General features: G+C 61.9%; 28 protein-coding genes. 2 read left to right on the forward strand and 26 right to left on the reverse strand.

Features of this window, described 5'->3' with window-relative positions:
* Positions 1 to 53: 53 nt before the first annotated feature.
* From purH to E4662_RS08385, 3 genes are all read right to left on the reverse strand, one after another.
* On the reverse strand, positions 54 to 1,643 hold the full coding sequence (gene purH / locus E4662_RS08375; RefSeq protein ID WP_136441098.1) for a bifunctional phosphoribosylaminoimidazolecarboxamide formyltransferase/IMP cyclohydrolase: 1,590 nt from the start codon (positions 1,641 to 1,643) through the stop codon (positions 54 to 56).
* 32 nt (positions 1,644 to 1,675) lie between these two features.
* Positions 1,676 to 3,424, reverse strand: a complete 1,749-nt coding sequence (locus tag E4662_RS08380; protein WP_136441099.1) for a heparinase II/III family protein — start codon at positions 3,422 to 3,424, stop codon at positions 1,676 to 1,678.
* A 137-nt stretch (positions 3,425 to 3,561) separates the two neighbouring features.
* Entirely contained in the window at positions 3,562 to 4,815 is a 1,254-nt protein-coding gene (locus tag E4662_RS08385) for an RsmB/NOP family class I SAM-dependent RNA methyltransferase (protein ID WP_136441100.1), read from the reverse strand.
* A gap of 79 nt (positions 4,816 to 4,894) precedes the next feature.
* Here E4662_RS08385 and E4662_RS08390 point away from each other — a divergent pair, with 79 nt between their 5' ends.
* Positions 4,895 to 5,077 (forward strand): DUF1674 domain-containing protein, encoded by a 183-nt coding sequence (locus E4662_RS08390; protein ID WP_136441101.1) that lies wholly within the window; start codon positions 4,895 to 4,897, stop codon positions 5,075 to 5,077.
* 111 nt (positions 5,078 to 5,188) lie between these two features.
* On the opposite strand, the gene E4662_RS08395 is transcribed toward E4662_RS08390, so the two are convergent.
* The 13 genes from E4662_RS08395 to E4662_RS08455 form a co-directional block, all read right to left on the reverse strand.
* Positions 5,189 to 5,722: a prepilin peptidase gene (locus E4662_RS08395; RefSeq protein WP_136441102.1), complete on the reverse strand. Its 534-nt coding sequence runs from the start codon at positions 5,720 to 5,722 to the stop codon at positions 5,189 to 5,191.
* 15 nt (positions 5,723 to 5,737) lie between these two features.
* Positions 5,738 to 6,598: a tetratricopeptide repeat protein gene (locus E4662_RS08400; protein WP_136441103.1), complete on the reverse strand. Its 861-nt coding sequence runs from the start codon at positions 6,596 to 6,598 to the stop codon at positions 5,738 to 5,740.
* Between the two features lie 32 nt (positions 6,599 to 6,630).
* Positions 6,631 to 7,194, reverse strand: coding sequence for a tetratricopeptide repeat protein (locus E4662_RS08405; RefSeq protein WP_136441104.1), 564 nt, complete (start codon positions 7,192 to 7,194; stop codon positions 6,631 to 6,633).
* Positions 7,195 to 7,197: 3 nt separating this feature from the next.
* Entirely contained in the window at positions 7,198 to 8,169 is a 972-nt protein-coding gene (locus E4662_RS08410) for a type II secretion system F family protein (RefSeq protein WP_136441105.1), read from the reverse strand.
* Between the two features lie 11 nt (positions 8,170 to 8,180).
* Positions 8,181 to 9,146 (reverse strand): type II secretion system F family protein, encoded by a 966-nt coding sequence (locus E4662_RS08415; protein ID WP_136441106.1) that lies wholly within the window; start codon positions 9,144 to 9,146, stop codon positions 8,181 to 8,183.
* Positions 9,147 to 9,152: 6 nt separating this feature from the next.
* On the reverse strand, positions 9,153 to 10,610 hold the full coding sequence (locus tag E4662_RS08420; protein WP_136441107.1) for a TadA family conjugal transfer-associated ATPase: 1,458 nt from the start codon (positions 10,608 to 10,610) through the stop codon (positions 9,153 to 9,155).
* 14 nt (positions 10,611 to 10,624) lie between these two features.
* Entirely contained in the window at positions 10,625 to 11,866 is a 1,242-nt protein-coding gene (locus E4662_RS08425; RefSeq protein ID WP_136441108.1) for a CpaE/TadZ family protein, read from the reverse strand.
* Positions 11,867 to 12,189: 323 nt separating this feature from the next.
* On the reverse strand, positions 12,190 to 12,873 hold the full coding sequence (locus tag E4662_RS08430; protein ID WP_240705151.1) for an OmpA family protein: 684 nt from the start codon (positions 12,871 to 12,873) through the stop codon (positions 12,190 to 12,192).
* 19 nt (positions 12,874 to 12,892) lie between these two features.
* Positions 12,893 to 14,329: a type II and III secretion system protein family protein gene (locus E4662_RS08435; protein ID WP_136441110.1), complete on the reverse strand. Its 1,437-nt coding sequence runs from the start codon at positions 14,327 to 14,329 to the stop codon at positions 12,893 to 12,895.
* A 212-nt stretch (positions 14,330 to 14,541) separates the two neighbouring features.
* A complete protein-coding gene (gene cpaB / locus E4662_RS08440; RefSeq protein WP_136441111.1) occupies positions 14,542 to 15,396 on the reverse strand; it encodes a Flp pilus assembly protein CpaB in 855 nt (284 codons plus the stop codon).
* Positions 15,397 to 15,606: 210 nt separating this feature from the next.
* On the reverse strand, positions 15,607 to 15,786 hold the full coding sequence (locus tag E4662_RS08445; RefSeq protein WP_136441112.1) for a hypothetical protein: 180 nt from the start codon (positions 15,784 to 15,786) through the stop codon (positions 15,607 to 15,609).
* An 83-nt stretch (positions 15,787 to 15,869) separates the two neighbouring features.
* Positions 15,870 to 16,049 carry a Flp family type IVb pilin gene (locus E4662_RS08450; protein WP_136441113.1) on the reverse strand — a complete coding sequence of 60 codons (180 nt, stop codon included), beginning with the start codon at positions 16,047 to 16,049 and terminating at the stop codon, positions 15,870 to 15,872.
* 110 nt (positions 16,050 to 16,159) lie between these two features.
* Positions 16,160 to 16,339, reverse strand: a complete 180-nt coding sequence (locus tag E4662_RS08455) for a Flp family type IVb pilin (RefSeq protein WP_136441114.1) — start codon at positions 16,337 to 16,339, stop codon at positions 16,160 to 16,162.
* 352 nt (positions 16,340 to 16,691) lie between these two features.
* Between E4662_RS08455 and E4662_RS08460 the strand changes: the two genes are divergently transcribed.
* Positions 16,692 to 17,537: a lytic transglycosylase domain-containing protein gene (locus E4662_RS08460; protein ID WP_136441115.1), complete on the forward strand. Its 846-nt coding sequence runs from the start codon at positions 16,692 to 16,694 to the stop codon at positions 17,535 to 17,537.
* A 3-nt stretch (positions 17,538 to 17,540) separates the two neighbouring features.
* Here the strand turns inward: E4662_RS08460 and E4662_RS08465 are convergent, their stop codons facing one another.
* From E4662_RS08465 to coxB, 10 genes are all read right to left on the reverse strand, one after another.
* The gene (locus E4662_RS08465) at positions 17,541 to 18,377 is read right to left on the reverse strand and encodes an MBL fold metallo-hydrolase (RefSeq protein WP_240705152.1); all 837 of its coding nucleotides are present in this window, start codon (positions 18,375 to 18,377) and stop codon (positions 17,541 to 17,543) included.
* A gap of 88 nt (positions 18,378 to 18,465) precedes the next feature.
* The gene (locus tag E4662_RS08470; RefSeq protein WP_136441646.1) at positions 18,466 to 19,059 is read right to left on the reverse strand and encodes a GNAT family N-acetyltransferase; all 594 of its coding nucleotides are present in this window, start codon (positions 19,057 to 19,059) and stop codon (positions 18,466 to 18,468) included.
* Positions 19,059 to 20,321, reverse strand: coding sequence for a M16 family metallopeptidase (locus tag E4662_RS08475; RefSeq protein ID WP_136441116.1), 1,263 nt, complete (start codon positions 20,319 to 20,321; stop codon positions 19,059 to 19,061). The genes E4662_RS08470 and E4662_RS08475 overlap by 1 nt, the downstream gene beginning before the upstream one ends.
* Positions 20,318 to 21,706, reverse strand: coding sequence for a threonine synthase (thrC, locus tag E4662_RS08480; protein ID WP_136441117.1), 1,389 nt, complete (start codon positions 21,704 to 21,706; stop codon positions 20,318 to 20,320). Before thrC ends, E4662_RS08475 begins: the two co-directional genes overlap by 4 nt.
* Before the next feature lie 3 nt (positions 21,707 to 21,709).
* Positions 21,710 to 22,381 (reverse strand): SURF1 family protein, encoded by a 672-nt coding sequence (locus E4662_RS08485; protein ID WP_136441118.1) that lies wholly within the window; start codon positions 22,379 to 22,381, stop codon positions 21,710 to 21,712.
* Between the two features lie 130 nt (positions 22,382 to 22,511).
* Positions 22,512 to 23,318 (reverse strand): cytochrome c oxidase subunit 3, encoded by an 807-nt coding sequence (locus tag E4662_RS08490; RefSeq protein WP_136441119.1) that lies wholly within the window; start codon positions 23,316 to 23,318, stop codon positions 22,512 to 22,514.
* 19 nt (positions 23,319 to 23,337) lie between these two features.
* On the reverse strand, positions 23,338 to 23,922 hold the full coding sequence (locus tag E4662_RS08495; RefSeq protein ID WP_136441120.1) for a cytochrome c oxidase assembly protein: 585 nt from the start codon (positions 23,920 to 23,922) through the stop codon (positions 23,338 to 23,340).
* The gene (locus E4662_RS24050) at positions 23,912 to 24,079 is read right to left on the reverse strand and encodes a hypothetical protein (protein ID WP_168797937.1); all 168 of its coding nucleotides are present in this window, start codon (positions 24,077 to 24,079) and stop codon (positions 23,912 to 23,914) included. Before E4662_RS24050 ends, E4662_RS08495 begins: the two co-directional genes overlap by 11 nt.
* A complete protein-coding gene (cyoE, locus tag E4662_RS08500) occupies positions 24,076 to 25,011 on the reverse strand; it encodes a heme o synthase (protein ID WP_136441121.1) in 936 nt (311 codons plus the stop codon). The genes E4662_RS24050 and cyoE overlap by 4 nt, the downstream gene beginning before the upstream one ends.
* A 104-nt stretch (positions 25,012 to 25,115) precedes the next feature.
* Positions 25,116 to 26,018 carry a cytochrome c oxidase subunit II gene (gene coxB, locus E4662_RS08505; protein ID WP_136441122.1) on the reverse strand — a complete coding sequence of 301 codons (903 nt, stop codon included), beginning with the start codon at positions 26,016 to 26,018 and terminating at the stop codon, positions 25,116 to 25,118.
* Positions 26,019 to 26,153: the final 135 nt, after the last annotated feature.

Genomic DNA, 26,153 nt, shown 5'->3' on the forward strand with positions numbered 1-26,153 from the left:
CAACACGGAAAAAGCCTTGCCGGACAGGGGTTATCCCGCCCGGCAAGCGCCCGTTAGTGTCGGAAGTGGCGCATGCCGGTGAGGACCATGGCAAGGCCCGCCTCGTCGGCAGCCTTGATCACCTCGTCGTCGCGCATGGAGCCGCCCGGCTGGATCACGCAGGACGCGCCAGCTGCGGCGGCTTCCATCAGGCCGTCGGCGAAGGGGAAGAAGGCATCGGAGGCCACGGCAGAGCCAATGGTCAGCGGTTGCGGCAAGCCAAGACCCTCGGCCATGCGCTCGGCCTTCTTGGCGGCGATCAGCGCGCTGTCCACGCGGCTCATCTGGCCAGCGCCGACGCCCACGGTGGCGCCGTCCTTGACGTAGACAATGGCGTTGGACTTGACGTGTTTCGCCACTTTCCATGCAAACAGCAGATCGCGCATCTGTTCATCGGTCGGGGCGATCTTGGTCACCACCTTGAGATCGGACAGATCCATCTGGCCATTGTCGCGGTCCTGCACCAGCAGCCCGCCGGAGACCTGGCGGTAGGACAAACCGGCGTCTGCCGTGTTGGCAAGCCCCGGCGTGACCAGCAGGCGCAGGTTCTTCTTCTTGGCGAAGATTTCTCTGGCGGCCTCATCTGCCGCGGGCGCGATGACCACCTCGGTGAAGATCTCGGTGATCGCTTCGGCGGTTTCTGCGTCCAGCGTGCCGTTCAGCGCCACGATGCCGCCAAAGGCGGAGGTGCGGTCACAGTCGAACGCCTTCTGATAGGCGTCTTTGAGCGTCTCGCCACGCGCCACGCCGCAGGGGTTGGCATGTTTGATGATCGCCACCGCCGGGCCGTCCTTGGGCAGGAACTCGGAGACCAGCTCAAAGGCCGCGTCGGTGTCGTTGATGTTGTTGTAGGACAGTTCCTTGCCCTGAAGCTGCTCTGCCTTGGCAATGCCCGGACGCTCGGAGCCATCGACATAAAACGCCGCTTTCTGGTGCGGGTTCTCGCCGTAGCGCAGGCCCTGCGCCAAGGTACCTGCAAACACGCGGCGGCGCGGGGTTTCCTCACCAATCGCGCCCGCCATCCAAGTGGAGACAGCCGCATCATAAGCCCCGGTGCGCGCATAGGCGATCTGGGCAAAGCGCTGGCGGAAAGCATAAGAGATCTGACCGTCGTTTGCGTCCAGTTCGGCCAGCAGGGCGTCATAATCCTCAACGTCGACCACGGTGGTGACAAAGGCGTGGTTCTTGGCTGCCGCGCGGATCATCGCCGGGCCGCCGATGTCGATGTTCTCGATCATCTCGTCATAGCCCGCGCCACGTGCCAACGCGGCTTCGAACGGGTAGAGGTTCACAACCAGAAGGTCGATCCCGCCAATGCCGTGCTCTTCCATAGAAGCCATATGGCCGTCGTTGTCGCGCAGCGCCAGCAGACCGCCATGCACCATCGGGTGCAGCGTCTTGACGCGGCCGTCCATCATTTCGGGAAAGTTGGTGATGTCAGAGACGTCCTGCACCGCGATGCCCGCGTCACGAATGGCCTTGGCAGAACCGCCGGTCGAGAGCAGCTCCACGCCGCGATCGGCGAGAGCCTTGGCGAGATCGGTCAGGCCGGTCTTGTCGGAAACGGAAAGCAACGCGCGGCGCACGGGATAGAGGTCGGTCATGGCAGCAGGGGTCCCTTTTGGGGGTTATCGGATCAGGTCGACATCTCGCCGTCGTCCCGGACATAGTCGCGGACAGCCGAAGCCGTCTCCTGCGCCTTGGCCAGAGACCAGCGGATGCGCGTCGCATAATCCATTGCGCGCCCGGATAAAACGATCTGTTTTGTCGCGCGGGGCCTCATTCGGCCTTTTTCGAGAAAAACTGAGGGTTCGATCTCCATTTCGGCCTTGCCGGAGAAGCGAAAGATCCAAATCTCGCCGGATCGCAGCGCCATCGACACTGCATTTCCGCCCAAATCGAGCGCCACATCCACGTCCGGGTGCAGGTGAAAGCGGATGTCATAGGGCAATCCGTCCAGTTTGACCGAATCCATCGCCTTGTCGAACCGCTTGTTGGCCGCGCTGTCGAGCGCCACGAGGTAGTCCTCGCCTTTGACCTCGCGCCCGTCCGCCGAAAGATCCAGCGCGCGGGCGTGGGTCAGCCCGTTAAGGGCGACATAGCCGTCGTGGCCTGCTTCCATGCGCACGCTGTCCGGCAGGTGGTCAAGCTGCACCGGCACATGTTTCGGGCAGTCCTCCAGAAGTTCGCGCCGCGTGATGCCGATCCAGCGTTCCGGGGCGAGCCGCGCACTGGAGTAGCCCTGAAGGCAGAGCGTTGAATGGGAGGGCGTGGCGCGCCCGGCACGGCGCCAATCCGGGCCAAAGGCCTCGCCCGCGCCGCAGTTGACGATCAGCGGCCTGCGCCCGGAGGTCAGTTCAAAAGCCAGCGTCGACGCATGGGCCTGCGCCGAGGCTTTGCCCGAGGGCGGCGGCGCGGCATCCACGATCACCGAGGTGCGCCCGGCAGAGATGCGGGCATAGCCCATGGCCAGCCCTTCGGTCTGCCTTTTCTTGTTGCCCGAGGCCGCAAGCGCCTGATCGAGCCGCCCGTCCAGCCCGCGTCCACCTCCATGAAACCGCGCCAGACCGCCGTCGGCGTGGCGCAGTGCGCGCAGGGTCGGCGCGATGCGGGCGATGGCCTCCAGATGCGCCGGGTCCGGCTCCTTGCCGACCTCTTCCAAAGCAGCCTGCGCCCATGTCAGGAGCGTAAAGACTTCCAGTAGCTCTTCAGGATTGCGGGTGGGAATGCCGCCCTGTTCGTCCACCTGCCGCGCGCACTCCACCCCAAGCGCCGCGCGTGCCGGTTCTGCCCGCGCCTCCATGCCTTCGATCGACAATCCGCAATAGAGCAGCCCGGTCAGCGCTTCGAAGCGCGGAATGCCGGGGCTGGCCCCCTGCCAACGGCGGGCGAGGAAGGTGGTCTGGGCAGAGAGCGCCTTGTAATAGGCTTCCGATTGTTCCGGAGTGGTGCCGCGCAGCAGGAACAGCGCGTGATGCACCCAGCGGATCACCCGCCGACCCGTAAGTTCCGGCGACCAGCCGGGACCGGTGCCGCCGCCATACCGCTTGATCCAGCCCCAGAGCCAATCCTGCGCCAGCTTGCGGGCCTTGGTATCCCCTACAGCGGCGAGATCGTCGAGCCAGGCAAACCCGTGCAAAGCCTCCTCGAAGGCCTCATCCGGCAGGTCCAGATCCCAGATCATCGCGCCTTTAACTTCCATCAGATGCCCGGCGAACATCACGTTCCCGGCGATCATCTGGCGGCCTTTGGCGAAATATCCGACGGTGCGCGGCTCAGGTTGCGAGACAAATCCCGTCGCAGGACGTGCCCGCGCCGCCGCCCAAGCGTGCAAACGATTGAGAAAACGCGCCTGTCTGGCCCGCCAGGTCCGCCCCTTGGACATGTCACCGCCTCTTGTCTTGCGACCTGCTCGTCGCCTGTCTCGCCCCTTCTGGGGGTATTCTTGCGTGCAATGTATCCTTAACGAATGGTTAAGTCACCTTGCATTGTCTGGCTTGCGCGGGTTTCAGCGATGCGCGCTCAAGCCTTGCGCAGCTTTGCCATGTAGAACCCGTCCATGCCGCCTTGATCGGGCCAGTAATCCGGGCGCAGGCGCAAGCCGCCTTCGTCGCTGCGCCAGGCGTCTTCGATCCACGGCGCATTCAGCGGCTCTGCGGTGACGTCTTTGTGGCGCAACAAGACTTCATCGATCTGGCACTCGCCTTCGTCGGGGATCAGCGAGCAGGTGGCGTAAACCAACGTGCCGCCCGGTTTGAGCAAGCTCAGGGCGTGATCCAGCATGGCCTCCTGCAAGCCAATCAATTCCCCGATCTTCTCGCCCTGATGCAGATGCGGCAGATCGGGATGACGGCGGAGCGTGCCCGTGGCGGAGCAGGGGGCATCCAGCAAAATGGCATCATATATGCCGGTGTGCGTCAGGGCATCGCCTGCGACGAGCGTGGCCTTGAGGCCGGTACGGGAGAGGTTTTCTTCGACGCGTTTGAGGCGTGCTTCCGACAGGTCAAGCGCAGTAACCTCGGCCCCGGCGGCCGCCAGCTGCATCGTTTTCCCGCCCGGCGCGGCGCACATGTCCAGAACGCGCTTGCCGGTGACGTCGCCCAGCAGTTTCGCGGGCAGGGCGGCGGCGGCGTCCTGCACCCAGAAATCGCCCGCGTCATAGCCGGGCAGGGCGCTGACCTGCCCGCCGGGCAGGCGCACGGAACCGGTGGGGAGCGCTTCGCCGCCGGTGGCTTTGGCCAAAGCCGCTGCGTCCCTTCGTGGCGTGAGATCGAGCGGCGCGCCGTTGAAATGCGCGCGCTCCATCGCGGCAACGGCCTTGGCCCCCCAAGCGTCAACCAGCGGGCCGCGCAGCCATTTCGGCAAGCGCGGGGTGCGCAGTTTCTGCCAGTCCTCCGGGCCTTTGGCCGCCACCTTGCGCAGGACCGCATTGACGAGCCCTTTGAATTGCTGTGTGCGTTTGCCTGATGCGGTGAAGTTCACCAGATCATTGACGACCCCATGCGCGGCCCCGCCGGTGCAAAGCTCGACCGTGCCAAGCCGCAGCGTGTTCATCACCACAAGGCCCGGCGTCTTGCGCAGGTGCGGTTTGAGGATGCGGTCCGCACGCTCAAGCCCGCGCAGCACATCTGTCGCCAGCCGTTGCGCGGCGGCGCGGTCTGGCGGGGCGAGGGCATCGAGCCGCGCGGCGGCCTCTCCGAGCGGGCGCTGCTCTCCCAGAACCTGCGTCAGGATTTGCACGGCGCCCTTGCGGGCGGGGCTGAAGGTTTTGCTCATGAAGGCTCCGGGACGTGGACGCGGGCTTGCTCCGCCATGGGAGAGGCGTATATCAACGAGGCGTTACAAGGAAAAGCCGATGTCTGATACGCCCAAAGACCTGCCCCCCGCCGCACAGCGTGCCCTTGCTGAAGCTGAAGAGCGCCGGAAGAAGGCCGAAGCAGAGCGCGCGGCCATGCCAAAGGAGCTTGGCGGGCGCGATGGGCCGGAGCCGGTGCGCTATGGCGATTGGGAGAAGAAAGGGATCGCGGTCGATTTCTGATCGGGTTTTGGTCCGGGCGAAAAATTTTGCCGGTACAAAATTTTGGTGGGGACGTTGTCCCCGTCCTGCGGACTCCCCCAAGGTATTTGAAGCCCAAAGAAACCGGCGGGTTTACTGGCCGTAGAGAGCGCCCATCACCAGATAGGCCGAGAGCATCAGGGCAAAGCCGGTGCCCATGGGGATGGTGAAGCGGTTGCCTTTGCCGACGGATGTTGCGTCATCGGCGCTGGAGCCTTTCCAGGTTTTCCAATCCGGGGCGAGTCTGTGCAGCGGCGTCCAGCGGGCCAGAAGCACGGTGACCGTGGCTGCGAGCATGGCAGCGGCCCCGAGAAACAGCATCAGGCGGATGTCGCCGGGATGGATGAACAGGCCCAATACGGCGGCGAATTTCACGTCGCCCGCGCCGATCTGGCGGAAGAACCACATCAGCAACCCGTAGGCAAAAATCACCGCGTAGTGGGCAAAGCGCCAGACGAAGTCCATGAAGGGCAGGGTGGCGAGGCCGATGACCACGAAGGTGATGAAGAGCGCCCAGACCGTGAGGTTCGTGATCTTCTTGGTGCGCATGTCGACCATGAACGTCAGGATCGAGATCGGCACGACGAAGACCGCGAAGAGGGCCGCCTGAAAGGCCGGGATGTGCATGGGCGCTCTCTGGACTTAGCGGGTGACCGTCGATTCCAGCGCCTCAAGCGAGCGCGAGGCCGCCTCGAAGTGCTGGGGGTGGGTGTCGATGGCTTCGCGCAGGAGACCTTTGCCGATCTCCACATCGCCGCGCTTGATTGCCGCGAGGCCGAGCGAGTGCAGCAGTTCCGCCCGTTCGACCTGCGTCATCGGCACCACCGGCAGGGTGTATTTGCCCTGCGCGCCGCGTGCGAGAACGAGGTTGTTCTTGGCGGTGAAGTTGTCCCGGTCACGGCGGATGGCGTCGTAGAACAGGCGCTCCGCCTCTTCGTGATCGCCTCGGGTCAGCTTGGAATACCCCCAGTTGTTCAACACGTTTGCGGGTGTTGTTGTCAGGCCCACGGCCACTTCGTAGAAGCTGTCGGCCTTTTTCCATTCCTTGTTGCCGTCCGCGATCATCGCCTCAAGGCGGTAGCGCTTGTAGGTCTCATGGGTCGGCGGGATGGAGTCGAGCACCTTTTCGGCGGCGTCCCAGTCATTGGCGCGGATCAGCACATCGGCGAGCTGCACGCGGTCATCGTTGGTGGCCTCGTCGTGATCGACCACCCGTGCCCAGGCCACCTTGGCCTCGGTCACGCGCTTGGCCTTGACCAGCGATTTGGCCAGCCCGCGCATCAGATCGATCCGGCCGGGATCCTGAGACAAGGCGCGCTGGAAGTAGTTGACCGCCTCATTCGGGTCCCCCACCGTCAGCATGACGTCGTTGAGATTGGTCTCGTCGATGACGTTGACGCCGGCAAACTCGCGGTCCACGGCGTCCTTGTCGATGCCTTTTTCACAGGCGGAAAGCGCGGCGAAGCCCGCCACGGCGAAAGTCACAACCAGGGATTGGCGCATTTTCCTGCGTCCTTTTACTGCTCTGCCTCGATCTACCCGTTTGTCAGCGAAATCTGGTAGACGCTGCTACCCCGCCGCACGAGTTTGAATTCTTGTTCTTGTGCCTCACCATAGCTGGAATTTTCCAGTTTTGCGAGTGCCAAGCGCAGATTGTCCCGAATTGAGTCGTTTTGGCCATTGTCGAGTGCATAGGCCCTGCGGAATACCTCTACGGCTTCGGCAATTTTGCCACGCTCCATGAGCACAACACCCAGATTGTTCCAGGCTTCGGCCCAGTCGCCTTCGGCCTCAATCGCCTTGCGCAGCAGTTTTTCCGATTGATTGAGGCGGCCCAAAGCGAGGTTGGCGGAGCCAAGTGCGGTCAGCACTTCGGCGTTCATGCCATGGGTCGAGATCGCCCGCGTGTAAGCGTCCAGCGCCAGCTCATGTTCGCCCGCGTCCATCAGACGATGGCCGACAACCAGCCCGTCAACCGCCTCGCCGCGCGGATCAAGCGCAGGCGCGTAGACCTGCCCCTCCTGAATCTTTTGGCCGCCCGGGGAGCAGGCGGCCAGAAGCGTTATCGATAGAACGGATCCAAGTTGGATCAGCCTCATGGTTTATTGTCCGATACTGCCCATTTCCGAGATGCCGACAGCCGAAGGACCCACAAGGATGATCAACAGCGGCGGCACTGTCAGCATCATAGTCGTCAGCGTCATCTTTGTCGGCAACTGGTTTGCTTTTTCTTCGGCGCGCATGACCCTTTTGTCACGCATTTCCCCGGCATAGACGCGCAGGGCGTCGGAAATCGAGGTACCAAAGGTCTGGGCCTGGTTCAGCACCGTCACGAAGCTGGAGACATCCTGCACACCGCAGCGTTCGGACATATCGTTGAGAACCTGTGTCTTGTCCTTACCGGCCTTCATCTCGTGGGCGATGATTTCGTACTCATCCGCAAGGGCAGGGTAGGAGGCGCGCAGTTCCTTGGCGACGCGGACGATGGATTGGTCCATGGACTGACCGGCCTCAACGCAGACCAGCATCATGTCGAGCGCGTCCGGGAAACCGGACTGGATCTCGTCCTTGCGCTTTTCCACGCGCTTGGTGATCCAGTATTTCGGCGCCATGTAGCCGGCGGCGCCGGGGCCGAGGATATACATGAGCTTTTGCTGCATCGTCGCGGTTGCGCCATCGACGAAGAGCAGGAAGTACACCGTGCCCACCGCCAGAAGGCCAAGGCCAAGGGCGAATTGCGCAAAGTAGTAAATCTGCACCGCGTCCTTGGTCCGGTAACCTGCCTGAAGCAGCTTCATCCGGATGTCGGACAGCTCTTTTTCGTCCTGCGGCTCAAGGAATTGCGCGTATTTGTTGAGCTTGTCGTTCTTGCTCTTCTCGCGCAGCACCTGTCGGGTTTCATCCCGCATCCGGTCATTGCCGGACTGGCGCAGTTTTTCCATCGGATCAGGCTTGGCGCGCAGCATCATCGGGATCGTCGAGACGATGAGCAGGACCGCGAGACCCGCGACCACCAGAAGCGGGCCAGCCGGGCCAAGCATGTCGGTGATCATGGTGTTGAGTTGATCAAACATAGGCGGAACCCTCAGACCTTGATGTTAACGAGCGCTTTCATGACGATCATGTTGAGCGCGAGCATGATAAAGACGATGAAACAGGCCGGGATGAACCACGGGTGGTCGAGCACCTCGTCGTAGTAATCCGGTTTGGCCACCTGGATGAAGATCAGCGCAGCCAGCGGGAAGCCCGAGAGGAACTTGCCGGACCATTGCGCTTCTGCGGTGATCGCCTTGACGCGGCGGAACAGGCGGAAACGGGCACGGATCACTTTGGCCAGACCTTCGAGGATCTCGGCGAGGTTACCACCGGCCTGCTGCTGGATCGCAACCGCCACGGCGAGGAAGCGCAAATCCTGCATGTCCAGCCGTTCGGCCATATGCTTGAGGCTCTCGCCGATGTCGCGGCCATAGGTGGCCTCGTCAGCGATGATGCCAAACTCGGTGGCGAGCGGGTCCTTGATCTCTTTCGAGACAATGGAGATGGCGGAGGTGAAGGGATAGCCGGTGCGCAAGGAGCGCACCATGAGTTCCACGGCGTCGGGAAGCTGCTCTTCGATCATCGAAAGGCGCTTCTTGGCCTTGTGGTTGACCCACATGTAAACCCCGCCGACACCCATGGCGACGCCCATCAGAAGACGCACGGCCAGACCGGCCTCGGTGCCGATCGACAACCCGAGAAAGGCAATGACGCTGACCGCGCCCATCACCATGATGAGCTGTTGCGGGGTAAAGGCGATGGCCGCCTTCTGCGCCTTGTCCGCCAGGATCGAATAGAGCGGCAGCGAGCGCGACTTCATGTGCTGGTCCATCTCCTTGCGGAGCTTGGCAAGCACATCTTCGCGGCCCTGGCCCTTGTCGAGCATCTCGAGACGGCGGTTTACCTTGTTGTTCAGGCTGATCGATTTGCCGAAGGCGACGAGATACACCCCTTCGACCAGCACCAGAACGGCGATGAAGATCATGCCGTAAATGATCGGTGTTGCGCTGAGCATTGGCAGTTACTCCGGTCTGAAGGGTTCGTAGATGGAGGCGGGGATGTCATAACCCCACATGCGGAAGCGTTCGGAGAAGTGTGAACGCACACCCGTGGCCGTGAAGTGACCGATAATCTTGTTCTCCGGTGTCAGGCCGACACGCTGGAAACGGAAGATTTCCTGCATGGAAATCACATCGCCTTCCATCCCGGTGATCTCGGTGATCGACGTCATCCGGCGCGAGCCGTCCTGTAGACGGCTGGCCTGGACAATCAGGTTCACAGCCGAGGAAATCTGGCTTCGCACCGCCTTGAGCGGCATTTCGATCCCGGCCATCGCGATCATGTTTTCCAGACGCGCCACGCCGTCGCGGGCGCTGTTGGCGTGGATCGTGGTCATGGATCCGTCGTGGCCGGTGTTCATGGCCTGCAACATGTCGATAACCTCTTCGCCACGCGTCTCGCCGACGATGATCCGGTCAGGACGCATCCGCAGGGCGTTTTTCAGACAATCGCGCGGGGTAACAGCGCCTTTGCCTTCGACGTTCGGCGGGCGGCTTTCCATCCGGCCCACGTGGGTCTGTTGCAGCTGAAGTTCCGCCGTATCCTCGATGGTCAGGATGCGTTCGCTGTCATCGATGAAGCTCGACAGCGCGTTGAGCGTGGTGGTTTTACCGGAACCGGTACCACCCGAGACGATCACGTTGAGGCGCGTGGCCACCGCGGCCTGCAAATAAACGGCCATCTCTTCGGTGAAGGCCCCGAACTGCACCAGGTCATCAATCCCCAGCTTGTCCTTCTTGAATTTACGAATGGACACAAGGCTGCCGTCGATGGCGATGGGCGGCACCATGGCGTTGAAACGCGAGCCGTCCTGAAGACGGGCGTCAACATACGGGTTGCTTTCATCAACGCGGCGACCCACGGCGGAGACGATCTTGTCGATGATCCGCATCAGGTGCTTTTCATCTTTGAAGGTGATGTCCGAGAGGGACAGCTTGCCTTCCTGTTCGATGAAAATCTGATGTGGGCCGTTGACCAGAATATCGGAAACGGTCTCGTCCTTGAGCAGCGCTTCGAGCGGGCCGAGGCCCTTCACCTCGTCATAGAGGTCATTGAACATCGCGCGCCGCTCTTCGCGGTTGAGCACGATGCCGCGTTCCTGCAGCGATTCCGTTGCAATGGCGGTGATCTCTTCGCGCAGCTCGCTTTCGCTGGCGTGGTCAAGCGCGGCAAGGTTCAGGTTCTCAAGCAACGAGCGGTGCAGCTCCAGCTTGACCTCACCAAGGCGCTCCTTGCGCTTCTTTTCCTTGTCGACCGGCGCGGCCTTGGCCGGCGCGGGCTTCATCTTCGGCTTGCGCGCAACGCTTGGCGCGGCGGCGGCCGGAGCGCTGGGTTTCTCCGCCGGGGCGGCGGCTTCGGGCGCCTTGGCCTGAACCGGCGCGGCGTCCTTCATCTGAGGTTTTTTATAACGGGAAAACATGACTTATACTGTCCTCAGGCTGCTTCTGCATCAGAGTTGCCAAGCGCGATCAGCGATGCGGCGAGCTTGGAGATTTCCTTACGCAGCGGGTTCTTCGCTGCGTGATTGGCGAGCGGTATGCCGTGATCGCAGGCCTGCATCACCACCTTGCCGCCGTCCGGGAACTGCACATCAAGCGCGATGCCAAGGCTGTCGGCCATGCGTTTGACCCGCGCCTTGCCCTGAAGATCGGTGAACTTCGGGGCGCGGTTGAGAATGAAGCGCAACTTGTCGAAAGGCAGGTCTTCGCTCAGCAGCGCTTTCTTGAGCCGCAGCGTGTTCTGCGCGGAGCGCATGTCCAGCTCGACCATGGCGAAATAGACCTGCGCTTCGGTCAGCACGGTTTCGGTCCAGGACACCAGCGTGCTGGGCATGTCCACGATGACGTAATCGAAATGCTCGCGCGCCACGTCCAGAAGGCGCTGGATGTCCTGCGCGGTCAGCATGTCGAGCGGCAGGATGTCAGCCGGAGAGGTGAAAACCTGCAACTTGTCTTCAAAGCTGACAAGCGCCTGACCAAAGCTGTCGCCATCCATGGATTCAGTGTCCGACAGCAGCTCAAGAACGGAATCCCGGCGCGGCAGATCGAGGTAGGTCGCGACAGAGCCGAACTGCAGGCCGAGATCAATCAGGCAGACACGCGGCCCGTTTTCCTTGGCCGCGGACGCAAGTTCAAAAGCCAGGTTCGTGGCCAGCGTCGAGGCCCCGGCGCCGCCCGCAAGCGGCTGCACCGCGATCAGTACCCCGTCGCCGTCACCTTTCAGCTTCACGCCGCTTTGCGACTGCTCTGTTGCAAGGTGGACCGGATCGGGCCGGCGCAGGCGTTCAACCGCCGCGGCCAGCTCTCCCTCGGGAAGGGGGTAGGGGACAAATTCATCCGCCCCTGTGCGCAAAAGCTGATGCAACGCGGCTGGCGTGACGTCTTCGGCGATCAGCACCACCTTGACGCCGCGCGCCTTGGCTCCGGCAATGATTGCTCCAAGATCGGCGATGTCCGGCTCGTCGATGGCGTCGATGGCCATGGCGATGAACTCAAGGCCCGCCGCATCGGGCTGCCCCAGAAAGGGCAGGGCCTCGTCAAACCCGAGATCGCCCCAGCCTTCGCCCAGGATTGTTTCCATATCTTCGATAAGAAGATCGAAATTCTGGACGTCACGGCTCACTGTGCATGCGACGATCGGCGCTGGCTCGGTCGATGGTGCAATTGTACTCGTCATAGTGCCTCACGTCCTGTTGTCGTCACAGGGCGGACCCGGGGCAGCGCGTTTCCAGCATGAATCTGACCACCCAAGTTCCGGACCCTGCGGGTGCCGACTCGGGGTCTGCACCTGATCCTTCGAAGCTGAAACTGACGGGAAAACGCGGCAACATTTGGGCCGAAAAGCCGAAATTGTGCGGTAATTCTGGACAGAGGGTTTATTGGCCTCATGGTTAATTTGTTGAAAAACAATGTGTTGAGTTTTTTGCACCTGCCGCTTTGCCAACAAAAAAGGGCCCGCAAAGGGACCCTTTCGTTAACAGCGCGTTTACGTTTGCCGCGTCAACTGCCGCCCGAAGCGCCGGTTTCCGTGACAAAATCCTGACCCTGGATGCCCGACAGGCCGGTCTTCGGCACACCCGAGCGGACATATTCGCGATAGATCACTTCGGCGTATTTGCCGTCCATCACCGTCGGATGCCCTGCGACAAAGCCGGAGACTTCCGTCACTGTGCGGCGGTTGCGGCGTTCCTTGCCCTCGGTGACGATCAGCGGCTGGGTTTCGCCATAGCTGACCAGCGCTTCGAGGCGCGAACGCTCAACCCCTTGCGACACGAGGTAATTCACGACCGCATTGGCGCGCTTGAGGCCCAGATTCTTGTTATACTGGCTGTTTCCGACCTTGTCGGTGTGGCCGTAGACGTTGAAGCGCACTTCCGGGAACTGCCGGATCCAGTTCGCCTGCTCGCGCAGCGTATCGCGCGCGCCCGCATCCAGTGCGGCGCTGTTGAAGGCGAAGTTGACCGTGGTCATCACTTCCGTCGCAAAACGCTGGCCCAGATCGTAGACGTATTGTTTTTCGCCGTTCTGGTACTGCGTGTTGTTCATGGTGGCATAGCCGAAATCGCCGGTATCCGTCAGCGATCCCGCTTCGCGGCTGAAGGATGCGTAAACCGGGTCCCGGCTTGTTGCGCTGCATCCGGCCAGCACGCAAAGCGTGAGGCCCGCCATGGTGATCCTGCTCATGTGCTGTCCCCGCATCTGATTAATCCATCACGTAGCCGTAGGAGCCGCTGAAGTCCTGCTTGGCAACTTCGCCTGCAGCGCCCTTGGGTTTCTTGCGCGCAGTGTCAGACGCCACGCGGCCAAAGAGGAAAAGATCTTTTTCCGACGGGGGCCGCACACGGTCCGTCGGCAGTGCCAATGCTTCGCCCTTTGTCGGTGTGACAAGGTGCGGCGTTACAATAATCACCAGTTCCGACTGCTCGCGCACATATTCCGCCGAGCGGAAGAGGGCGCCCAGCACCGGCACATCGCCGAGCCACGGGACCTGACCGTTGAGGTCACGGAAATCGTCTTCAAGCAGGCCTGCGATGGCAAAGCTCTCGCCGTCGCGCATTTCCACGGTGGTTTGTGCCTCGCGGCGACGGAACGCCGGGGCTGTGACCGTTTCAAACTGGAAGCCGTTGTCGAAATCGAGCGCGGAGACCGCGGATTCAAGCTCAAGGTTGATCAGATCGCCATCCACAACCCGCGGAATGAAGTTCAGTTCAACGCCGAAGGGCTTGTATTCAATGGAAATCAGGCCGCCCTGCTGGGCAACCGGGATCGGGAACTCGCCGCCTGCCAGGAACTTGGCTTCCTGACCGGAAATGGCCACGAGGTTCGGTTCCGCCAGCGTGCGAACCACGCCTTTCTGTTCCAGCGCTTCGATCAGGAGGCCAACTTCGAGCCCGCCCGCGTTGAAGCCGAAGAGAACCGCGCCCTCTGCGGCGTTGGAGCCCGATTGCGGGTTCAGCTTGCCGACGATGGTGTCCACATCCGCGAGCGGTGCAGCGTTGCCGGTGCCGATCTCAAGCCCGAGATCCCCGCCAAGAACCGATCCGCCGGTGCCGATCGACGCGCGCAGCGTCTTGGCGACAGAGCGGCTCATCTCGGCAAAGCGCACCTTCAGCATGACCTGCTGAATGCCGCCGACGCTCATCAGGTTTGACACCCGTTCCGGCGCGTAGCGTTCCGCAAGATCCAGCGCCCGCTGCATTTTAAGCGTGGAGGTCACCGTGCCCGACAGCACGATGCCGTCATTGGCGGTGCGCACCTCGATCTGCTCTTCGGGCAGGATCTGGCGCAGGCGCTCCTTGAATTCGGTGACATCCGCCGCGACACGCACATCCACGTTCGTCAGCAGCTTGCCCTGCGCATCGAGGATCGTCAGCGTCGTGGTGCCGGGCGTTTTGCCCAGAACGTAGATCGAGCGATCCGAGAGCGAGTTGATATCCGCGATGGCCGGGTTGGCGATCGAGAGCTCCGCGAAGGGCACGTCGCTTTCAACGACAACCGCCCTGTTCATGGGAACGCTCAGCACCGATTCCGTGCCAGTCCGTACAATCCGGAGTTGATCTGCCTGCGCAGATGTTACCACCGGGCCAACGGATAGGGTCAGCCCCAAAAGGGCTGCCTTCAGAAACCTGTCATATTTCATGTGACCTGCCTTTCGATCACGCCTCAAAAATGCAGGTCTGTTGCCTGCTTGTTTGGCGCAGGATGCGACAGATTGGGATTCAAAGCAAGAATCAATGACTTCTTCGGGGTGCTTTATGTGGATAACAGGCAACAGACGCGCTTTTTCATCCGCATCAAAAGAGAGAAGGGCGCCCGCGCGGGACGCCCTTCACCGTGTGATTTCAGATCCGCTCAGTTTCCGCAGGGGATCGGGATCTCGATCCGTTCAGTCCCCTTATTGGTGCGGATGGTGCAAACCTCGAGCGATTTCTCTGCACGCTGCTCCTGCTTCTGAATGCCGAGCAGGGAGCGCTGGTCCACTTCGATCGCCTCTGCAACGGTCTCATCATTGTGCGACATCAGCGAGAGCGACAGGCGGCCGGTGGACTGGGCCTGTGCCAGGGCAGCAACCTGCTGCGGGCTGGCGGCCACGGTCACGGTGCGCGCAATGGTGGCGTCCGGGCTGTCGGAATGGGCCATCTGGTCAATCGCGATCAGGCCGATGCCGGTCTGGATGAGCTTGGTCACGTCACCTTCGGGCAGGTTCGGATCGTTGCCCGGAATACGACCGGTCCAGTAGATATCAACGCGGTCGCCGGGGCGCAGGAAGCCGGACACGCCGGAAGCCACGTCCACCTTGATGGCAAAGGCGCGCTGGCCTCTTTCAAGCCGCGAAGTCAGGCCAGCGTCGCCGCCGGGCTCGGATACCTTCACAGCCACCATCGCTTCGTTCTTTTCCATGGCGCGGACAACAACGCGTGCGCCTTCGCCTTGAACAAAGAATGGGTTCGCTTCGTCAAAGTAGCCGTCGGGCAGGATCTGCGTGGGCCAGGGGGCCAGCATCACATCTTCTTCGGCAACCTGCTCACCAAAGGCGAGCGGACGCGTGGCGATGTAAATTTCCTGTGTCGGGATCGAAGCTACAGCCTTGGCACGCTCTTCTTCCAGGGCGTTTTCATAGGCGCCGATGTAGTTCTGCGCCATGTAGACGGCAAAGCCGGCCAGCCCGAGCCCTGCGATCAACACCAATCCGAATACAAGTCGCATGGTTTACCTCATGGGTTAAATTTCTGTCCCGCGCATGCGGGGTATTGGACACCACTGTCATCGGGGATTGTGGCCAAATCAGGTCCGGAGCGCGTTTGTTGTGTGAATTGTTCGCAATCCGTAAACCAAGGCCCAGGCCCCTGTCTGGAAAAGAAAAAAGGCTGCCCCGTTCTGGTTCAGCCTTTCTCGCGTAAGGAAGCTCTGGCGACGTCAGAAGTCGTTTTCGGCAGCAATTGCACCACCGGCCGCGCTCATCAGTGCATTTGAATTGTCCTCGATCACGAAGAAGGAGATCGCCGACATGCCAACAACAGCAGCCGTAATCACAACCCAATCAACTGTCACGGCCCCGGACGTGTCGTCCCGAAACGTTTTGAAAAGCTGAAACATCCTCTACCCTTTCCTGCTCAGTGGTGATGCCGCGAGCCGATGGGAGCCACCGGCTCTGCGGTCATGTCTTAAGCGAGAAAGACTTAGAAGTCGTTTTCGGCTGCCACAGCACCACCAGCGGCGGTGATCAGGGTGGAGGCGTTGGTCTCGATGGTCGAGTAGGCTGCGATTGCCAGGCCAACAACAGCGGCGGTCAGAACCACCCAGTCAACAGTCACGGCGCCAGCTTCGTCTTTGCGGAAGTTTTTGATCATGTTCAGCATTGGTTTTCTCCAGTTGCCCGCTTTCGGGCGAAAAATATCAGGGGTGCCGGCGCGTCTCAGGTTTGGACCCGCGCGCCGGGCTTTTCTGCGGCGATCACGCCGCGAACGACTTAGAAGTCGTTTTCAGCCGCAACGGCGCCACCGGCAGCGGTGATCAGCGTGGAGGCGTTGGTTTCGATGGTGGAGTACGCTGCGATAGCGAGGCCAACAACGGCTGCGGTCAGAACGACCCAGTCAACAGTCACGGCGCCAGCTTCGTCTTTGCGGAAGTTTTTGATCAGGTTCATCATGGTCTCTCTCCGTAGATAAGTATTTGCTCACTTGGACCGCGTCGGAACGTTGTGTGGGCCTCTCTCAACTTGCCCCGTCTCGCTGCGGTATGAGGGTAATTAACCCTTCGTTTGGGGCGAGATTTGGGCCGGAATGGATTGATTTGAGGAAGCTCGCAATTTTCAGCAGAAAACTCTTTAAGCTTATGAAAGTAAAAGATTTAAATTGTTCCTGACCTTGGGTCAGGGTTAAGAACCTGTGCCAAAGTGTAGGTAAATTACACCATAGCGTTGACGGAACGGAGACACTGATGGCTTAAAGCGCCGTTTTGTGCCATATTTAGAAAAAAACAAATGGTGGCGAGCAGAAACCATGTTCTCAAGAGTCCTTGTCGCGCTGATTTGCGCGCTCTCGATTGCTGCGCCCGCGGCGGCCGAGTCGTCTTTCCCGAGTTTCAGCGCCAAACGGGTGAAACCGCCGGCGCCGGGCACCAAGAAACGCATCACGATTCAGATCGCGCCGCGCGCAGAGCCCGCGATTCCCCCGCGCCCTTCCAAACCGGCAGAACCGCAAAGCAGCGTGGCCGAAACCGCGCCCGCCAAACCGGCGGCCCCCAAAGGCCGTTATGCCTGGTATTGGGACAAAGTCTCGCCGGAGCTGTCGGCCACCGGGCCGGGCCGCCTGTCCGCTGCGCTGGATGGCCTTGCACGTGGGCCGGGGGGGCAGACGGTTGCCGCGCCGCGTCTGCAAGCCTTGCAGGACATCGCCTCGACCCATGGCCGGGACATTCTTATGGCCAGCATCGGCACAAAGGTCTCTCCGGCTTTTGCCTTGGCCGTGATCTCGGTGGAATCCGCTGGCAAGGCGGATGCCAAGAGCGGGGCAGGGGCCGAAGGGCTGATGCAACTCATGCCCGCCACCGCTGAACGCTTTGGCGTCACGGACAGCTTTGATGCGGCGCAGAACATCAAGGGCGGCGTCGCCTTCCTCGATTTCCTCATGGAGAAGTTCGAAGGTGATCCGCTTCTCGTCCTCGCGGGGTACAACGCCGGGGAAAACTCCATCGGCACCCACAATGGCGTGCCGCCCTATGCGGAAACCCGCGATTACGTGCCCAAGGTGCTCGCGGCCTTTCAGGTGGCGCGGGGTCTGTGCGTCACGCCGCCGGAACTGGTTTCTGACGGCTGCGCCTTTCATTTCCTGACGGCTGGCAACTGACGGTCACTCGGAGTCCCGCACCCAGGCCGGGCGCAGCACCTTGATGGTGGGCCGGGACGGCAGATCTCGCAAAGAGACCTCCAGCGACGGCCCCCCCACATACTCAATGGCATAGCTTTCGCTCATCCCTTCAAGGAAAACCCCCAGCCCATAGTCCGAGAACCAGTGCATCGGGATCACGATGGACGAGCGCAGCCGCTCCACGACGCGCTTCACCGTGGGCAAAGGCAAGGTCATGCCGCCATCCACCGGCACCATCAGCACATCAACCCGGCCAAGGGCAGCGTATTGCTGCGCCGTCGGTTCGTGATGCAAGTGGCCCAGATGGCCAATGCATAGCCCCTCCACCTCGAAGACAAAGATTGAGTTGCCTTCATCCTCGCGCCCGCCGAACTGGCTGCGAATGTCGGTGGAGACGTTGCGGATCAGCATCTCGCCCAGATCAAGGTAATGATCGATCCCCGCCCCATGCGTCTCGCCCCATCCTTGCAGCACATGCTTGATCGCCGGATCGGGGCTGGGGGTCCAATGGGTGTCATGCGCGTGGTTCATGGTCACCACGTCGGGAATCAGTTTGGTGTTGCCAATAAAGCCGGTGAAATCCGTCACCGCGTTGATCCCGCCCCGCGTCTGGATCAGGAACGAGGCATGCGCCACATATTGGATGCGCACGGAGAACTCCGGGATCGGATCGGTCCAGGACGCCTTGTGCAGGTATTGGATCCCCGGCGCGGCATTGGCGACGGCGATACAATGGCTCGGTCGGCGCTGCTCCGGCGCGTCTTGCGCGAGGGCGGGCGTCGACAGGGCAATCAGGCAGGCGGCAATGAAGCGGATCACGGGCGTCTCCTTTTCCGGTACGGAAGAAAGGATAGCGCGGCGCGCCCCGATTCCAAAAAGCTCTTTGCTCACGGGCCGCCTGAGCGGATCAGATCGACAGGCCCACGTCCGTCTTGCCGCGCCGGTCGCCGCGCAATGAGGCATAAAGCACATGGGTGCGCCAACGCCCGTTGATCTGCAAATAGCTCTGCGCCACGCCTTCGTATTTGAAGCCGGAGCGTTCCAGAAGCCCGCGCGAGGGGACGTTTTCCGGCAGGCAGGCCGCTTCGATCCGGCTCAGCCCCATCTTCTCGAACGCATGATGGACCATGGCCCGGATCGCTTCGGACATGTAGCCCTGCCGCGCATAGGCTTCACCGACCCAATAGCCCAGCGTGGCCGATTGCGCCGGGCCGCGGCGGATGTTGTCGAGCGTGATCGCCCCGATCAGCGCCTCATCCTCGCGACGGATCAGGAACAGCGGCACCGCCGTCGATCCGTTGATCGACCGCGAGGCCCAATAGACCCGATTGGTAAACGACCGGCGCGAGAGGTGATCGGGCGCCCAAGTCGGCTCCCACGGTGTCAGGTAATCGCGGCTGTCCCGGCGCAGGGTGGACCACGGCGTGAAATCGGAATGCACGGGAGGGCGGAGCGTCAGACGCTCGGTTTCAAGCTTCAGCTTGCGCCGCACCCTCAGCATCATGCGACCCGTCGTGCCTCCAGCTCCGACAGAGCAGGAGCGCCCGCCACCGGACCATAGAGCGCCATTGCCGCCGGGGCCTTTACCGCCTGTGCCTCGGCAAACCGGCGTACATCGTCCAGCGTGACCGCGTCGATCTTGGCCACCGTGTCTTCGATCGGCGGCACACGGCCCCAGATCTGAATCATGCGCGCCATGCGCTCGGCGCGGCTCGAAGAGCTTTCCAGCCCCATCAGCAGCCCGGCTTTCATCTGCGCGCGGGCGCGGTCGATCTCGACCTGACTCATGTCCTCGGCGGCGCGCTTCATCTCGTCGATGGTGATATGCGCCAGATCGCCCACTTCCTCGCCGGAGGTGCCCGCGTAGATCGTCGTCATGCCAGTGTCGGCATAAGCGCCGCTCTGGGCAAAGATCGTGTAGCACAGACCGCGCTTTTCGCGGATTTCCTGAAACAACCGCGAGGACATGCCGCCACCCAGCGCAAGGCTGTAGATCTGTGCGCTATAGAAGGACGGATCGCGGTAGCCCGGCCCTTCGAAAGCCAGCGCCCAATGCGCCTGCTCAAGGTCTTTCACCCGGCGGCTTTCGCCCCCGGCAAACCGCGCGGCATCCGCGGCGCTGGCCTGGCGCGGGGTCATGTCCCCGAACAGCGCCGTGGCCTGCGCGACAATGGCGTCGTGATCAACGGAACCGGCCGCCGAAAGGATCAGCTGGTCCGGGCCGTAGTGTTCATCCACGAACCGCGCGAGATCATCGCGCTGAAACGCGCGCACGCGCTCCTGTTCGCCAAGGATCGTGCGGCCGATGGCCTGACCGGGGTAGGCTTTCTCCTGCAGCCAGTCAAAGACCACATCGTCCGGCGTGTCATGCGCCTGGCCGATTTCCTGCAGAATCACATGCCGTTCGGTTTCGATCTCTGCCGGGTCAAACACCGGGTTGCGCAGGATGTCGGCGATCACGTTCAGCGCCAGCCCCGCGTCAGGGGCCAGCATCCGGGCGTAATAGGCCGTCACCTCGCGGCTGGTGTAGGCGTTGATATAGCCGCCCGCGTCTTCGATTTCCTCGGCAATACGCAGCGCGCTGCGCGTCTTGGTGCCCTTGAACGCCATATGCTCAAGGAAATGCGCAATGCCGTTTTGTTCGGGACGTTCATGCCGCCCGCCTGCCGTGACCCAGATGCCGAGCGAGACCGATTGGAGGCCGGGCATATCTTCGGTGACGATGCGAAAGCCGTTGGGCAGCGTGGCAGTTTGGACGGTCACTTGGCGAGGCGCTCCGTGATGAGGGTTTCCAGCGCGGTCAGATCATTGGGGACCCGTGTCACGCGTTCCGAACGCTCATACAGGTCCGCCATCCGCGAGGGAAGAGGCGGGCGCAACCCGCTGGCTTTTTCCACCGCATCGGGGAATTTCGCCGGGTGCGCTGTGGCCAGCGTGATCATCGGCACGTTTGGATCGCGCTGCGCTTCACCAACACGCACGCCAATGGCGGAATGCGGGCAAAGCAGCTCGCCCATGGTGCCTTGCGCCTGCGCGATGGTCTCCAGCGTCTCATCTTCGGACACACGCCCGCTGTCGAAATGCTCGCGCAACGCCTGAAGCGCCCCTTGGCTGACGTTGAAGCCGCCGGATTTCAGCTCATCCATCAACTGTGCCACCGCGCCGCCGTCGCGGCCATAGGCGTCAAACAGGGCGCGCTCGAAGTTGGAGCTGACCTGAATGTCCATCGAGGGGCTGATCGAAGGGTGCACCTCAGAGGTCTTGTACGCGCCCTCCGACAGGCAGCGATGCAGAATGTCGTTCTGGTTTGTCGCCACCACAAGCCGGTCAATCGGCAGGCCCATCCGCTTGGCGATATAGCCCGCGAAAATGTCCCCGAAGTTGCCGGTTGGCACGGTGAAGCTGACCTTGCGATCCGGCGCGCCAAGCGACACGGCGGAAGAGAAATAGTAGACCACCTGCGCCAGAACCCGCGCCCAGTTGATGCTGTTCACACCGGCAAGCCGCACGGAATCGCGGAACTCGAAGTGGTTGAACATATCCTTCAGCCGGGCCTGACAATCGTCGAAATGCCCATCAAGCGCCAGCGCGTGCACGTTCGCCTCCGGCGGTGTGGTCATCTGGCGGCGCTGCACCTCGGACACGCGACCATGCGGGAAGAGGATAAAGACATCGACGTTATCCAGCCCCTTGAAGGCCTCGATCGCGGCAGAGCCGGTGTCACCCGAGGTCGCGCCCACGATCGTGACACGCTCGCCACGGCGCTCCAGCGCCTCCTGAAAGAGCTGGCCAATCAGCTGCATGGCGAAGTCTTTGAACGCCAGTGTCGGTCCGTGGAACAGCTCCAGCAGGAAATGGTTCGGGGCCAACTGCACCATCGGCGCGCGGGCGTTGTGACCAAACCCGGCGTAGGCCTTGGCGATCAAATCGGCAAAAACCTCATCGGTGAAGGTCTCCCCCACGAAGGGGCGCATGATGCGGAAGGCCGTTTCCTCATAGCTCAGCCCTTGCAGCGCCCTTATCTCATCGGCGCTGATCTGCGGGATCGTTTCCGGCACATACAGACCGCCATCGCGGGCGAGGCCGGAGAGCATCGCCTCTTCAAAGGTCAGGGCCGGGCTTTGGCCACGGGTGGATACGTAACGCATCGGTCAGTCTTCCTTGCTGCGACGCCAGACAAAAGCGCCGGTCATGAGCAGCCACACCCCGGCGAGGGAAAACCAGGTGATGGCATATTGCAGATGGTCGTTGGGAATACCGGCGGTGTCCACCGGCATCAAGGTCAGGCCGGGATCCGGCGGGGTCATCGAGCGGGTGACGACAAGCAGCGGTTCGGTCCCCAGCGCCTCGGCCATGGGGCCGATGTCGCGGGCAAACCAGGTGTTCGCTTCGGTGTCGTTCGCCGGGGTCGAGGAATTGCGGTCATCGGGCCAGTGCAGGTTGCCCTCGATCGTCAGCGTCTCCGCGCGGGCTGGGGCCTGTTTGAGATCCACAGGGGTGAAGCCGCGGTCGAGCAGAACCGTCCGGCCATCCTCTGTGGTGAAAGGCGAGATCACGCGCCAGCCTGCGCCGATCCGCTTGGCGGAGACCAGCACATAAAGCGCGCCCTCTCCGACGGTGCCACTCAGGCTGACGGGCTGGTATTTCTGATCTTCCGGCGAGACCAGCCTGGGCAGGGGCTTGGCCGAACCTGCGATGGTGGTCTCGATCTGCTCCAGCACGCCGCGTTTCCAGTCGAGACGCTGCAACTGCCAGGTGCCAAGCCCGATCAGGATCGCGGCACCGGAAAGGCCAAAGAGAAGAGGGGCGATAAGCCGTGTCACGTCCGTGTCTCTCAAGAAGAAAGGCGCAGCCTGCGCTGCGCCTTTGCTTGTTTCATTCCATGGCCCGGTGTTCAACCTCCTAAAAGGGGGGCGGGGCAGAGCCCCGTCCTACGGGCCGGTTCGCCGGGGGTTAGCCGCCCCAGATGTAAACAGCGGCGAAGAGGAAGAGCCAGACCACGTCCACGAAGTGCCAGTACCAGGCAGCCGCCTCGAAACCGATGTGCGATTCCGGGGTGAAGTGACCTGCGTAAACACGCAGCAGGCAGATCGCCAGGAAGATGGTGCCGACGATCACGTGGAAGCCGTGGAAGCCGGTCGCCATGTAGAAGTTGGCGCCGTAGATGTTGCCGGAGAAGCCGAAGGCTGCGTGGCTGTACTCATACGCCTGGAAGACGGTGAAGATCAGGCCAAGCACAACGGCGAGGATCAGGCCGGACTTGATGTCCTTGCGGTTGTTCTCATGCACAAGCGCGTGGTGCGCCCATGTGGCCGCGCAGCCGGAGCACAGCAGGATCAGCGTGTTGATCAGCGGCAGGTGGAACGGGTCAAACGTTTCGATGCCAGCCGGAGGCCAGACACCGTCAACCGCCGGGCTGATGCCATCGGGGTGCATCGGGTACATGGCGTGTTTGAAGAACGACCAGAACCAGGCGAAGAAGAACATCACCTCGGACATGATGAACAGGATGAAGCCATAGCGCAGACCGATCTGAACAACCGGCGTGTGATCGCCTGCCTTGTTCTCCTTGACGGTCTCAGACCACCAGCCGAACATGACGTAAAGCACGCCGACAAGGCCGATGAGCATGATCCAGGGACCACCATCGTGGAAGAACCGGACCGCGCCGTAGAGCATGATGAACCCTGCCACCGACCCGGCCAGCGGCCAGATAGAGGGGTTCAGGATGTGATAGTCGTGGTTTTTTTCATGCGCCATCTTCAGTCCTCGTTAGGCTTTAGTTGTAGGACGCTTGCGCGTCATTTTCGGTGGCAAGAGCGGCCTGCGCGTCTTCGGGCAGGTCGATCTCGTAAAAGGTATACGACAGGGTGATGTGGTTTGCGAACTTCGCGTCGGGATCGTCGACGATCTCGGGGTCCACGAAGAACATCACCGGCATTTCCACCCGCTCGCCAGGCATCAGCACCTGTTCGGTAAAGCAGAAACACTCGATCTTGTAGAAGTAATTGCCCGCGTCAAACGGCGCGACGTTGTAAGACGCCTGTCCTGCGATCGGGCGGTCGGTGGGGTTGTAGGCCTCGTAGAAGGCCATGCCCTCTTCACCGATGCGCAGCTCCATCTCTTCCTGCATGGGCTTGAATTCCCACGCCATGCCGCGCTCTTTCGAGGCGTCAAAGCGGACCTTGATGGTGCGGTCGAGGATCTCACCGCTGCTGCCCTCGGCGGTGGCGGTCGAGCCGCCATAGCCCGTCACCGCGCAGAACCAATCGTAAAGCGGCACCGAGGCCCAGGCCATCGCGCCCATGAACGTCACGACACCCACGGTCTGGAACAGGGTCTTCTTGATCGGATCAATTGCCATTCTGAACCTCACTCGGTTGCATCTGGTAATCGCCGCGCGTGACCTTGACCACGGTCATGCCGAAGAAGATGGCCACAAGCGCGGCCAGCGTCAGGCCAAGCCCGAGGTTGCGGCTGAAGCGGCGGGTGTGAATTTCGTGCTGCTTGCTCAGGCTCATGCGAAAACACCGATTTTGTCGAGGCCGGCCTCGATGAGGATCGCGCCGAAGTGGGCAAAGAGATAGAGCAGGGAGAGCTTGAAGAAGCGCTTCTCGACCTTGAAGTTGTCCGCCTCGGAGGCGTCTTCGTCCCGGCGCCAGATCTGCCACGCGCCTTTGAGGAACAGCGCGTTCAGCACAAGGGCAACAACGAGGTAGATCGGTCCGCCCACCTGCGTGAAGCCGAGCGCCATGGCGAACGCGGCGAGCAGGATGGTGTAGACGAGAATATGGGTGCGGGTCGCGCGGCGCCCGTGGGTCACGGTCAGCATCGGCACGGTAGCGTTATCATAGTCCATGCGGACAAACAGGGCGAGCGCCCAGAAGTGCGGCGGCGTCCACAGGAAAGTCAGGCAGAACATCAGCACCGAAGCGGTCGAGATGTCGCCGGTGGCCGCGGCCCAGCCGATCATCGGAGGGAAGGCGCCCGCCGCGCCGCCGATCACGATGTTCTGCGGCGTCAGGCGCTTCAGCCACATGGTGTAGATCACCACGTAGAAAAAGATGGTGAAGGCCAGAAGCCCGCCCGCAAGCCAGTTGGTCGCAAGGCCGAGGAAGACGCAGGCAAAGACCGACAGGGTCAGGCCGATGGCAAAGGCTTCCTCGCGGGTGACTTTCCCGGCGGGAATCGGGCGCTTCATGGTGCGCTTCATCACTGCGTCGATGTCGCTGTCATACCACATGTTCAGCGCGCCGGAGGCACCGCCGCCCAGGGCGATGAACAGGATCGCCACAAAGCCGATGAACGGGTGCACAGGCGTCGGCGCGGCAAGCAATCCGACAAAGGCGGTAAAGACAACGAGCGTCATGACGCGCGGCTTCAGAAGCGCGAAATAATCGCCGAACTGGGCTTCGCCTTCGATGGGCTGGCTGTGAAAGCTTGCGTCGCTCATGGCTTTCCCTTGGGATCGTCAGGATGTTTTCGGATCAGGCCGCCCCCGGGGCACCGGGTTGCGGCCGTTTTGCATGGTCCGGGGCGCTGTGGCCCCGGTCCGGATCAGTTCGTCAGAACTTCACGAACGTCGACGTATTCGCCTTCCTCAATGGAGCGGGCGAGCCAGGCGTCATAGGCATCTTGGCTGACAACCTTGACGGTGATCGGCATGTAGGCGTGGTCCTTGCCGCACAGCTCGGAGCACTGGCCGAAGTAGACGCCTTCACGCTCGGCTTCGAACCACAGTTCCGCCAGACGGCCGGGCACCGCGTCCTGCTTCACGCCAAAGGCCGGAATGGTCCAGGAGTGGATCACGTCGCCTGCGGTGATCTGCATCACGATGGTCTTGCCCACGGGCACAACAACGGCGGTGTCGGTGGCCAGCAGGAAGTCCTCTGCGGTGTAGCCGGAGCGCTGCAGGCGGGCGTTCATGGCGTCGGAGCGGACGAAGTCCTGCGCACCGGCCTCGTAATCCTCATCCGCCATCGTCGCCGGGTGGCCGATCATGTAGCTGTCATAGCCCAGATCGGTGCCGACATATTCATAGCCCCAGTACCACTGGTAGCCGGTGACCTTGATGACCACGTCCCCTTCCGGGATTTCCTGCTGCTTGAACAGAACCGGCAGGGAGAAAGCGCCGATGAACACCAGCGTGATGATCGGGCCGAGGGTCCAGGCGATCTCCAGCGGGGTGTTGTGGGTGAAGGTGCCGGGGGTCTTGTTGGCACGCTCGTTGAAGCGCATGTAGACGATCGCCAGCAGCGCAACGACAAAGATACAGATCACGGTGATGATGAACAGCAGCAGGCCGTCCAGCCACTGAAGATCACGCGCCAGCTCGGTCGCCGCCGGCTGGAAGCCGAGACCGGCGTCTTTCGGAGTGCCGATCACTTCGAGGTTTTGCGCCAGCGCTGGTGTGGCGAGGAAAGCTGTGGCGAGGCCGGTCAGCATCGATTTCAGTTGCATATGTCTACCCTGATCGGTTGTGCGTCTAACAGTATGTCACGTCAGCATGGAAAGGGTTAAGGTGAATTCCGAGACTCAGAATCCGCACCTCCCATTGCGTATCTTGTGCTTAAAACCATATTCTGTCGCACCATT

This window comes from Pacificoceanicola onchidii (genome assembly GCF_004804335.1).
GTDB lineage: Bacteria > Pseudomonadota > Alphaproteobacteria > Rhodobacterales > Rhodobacteraceae > Pacificoceanicola > Pacificoceanicola onchidii.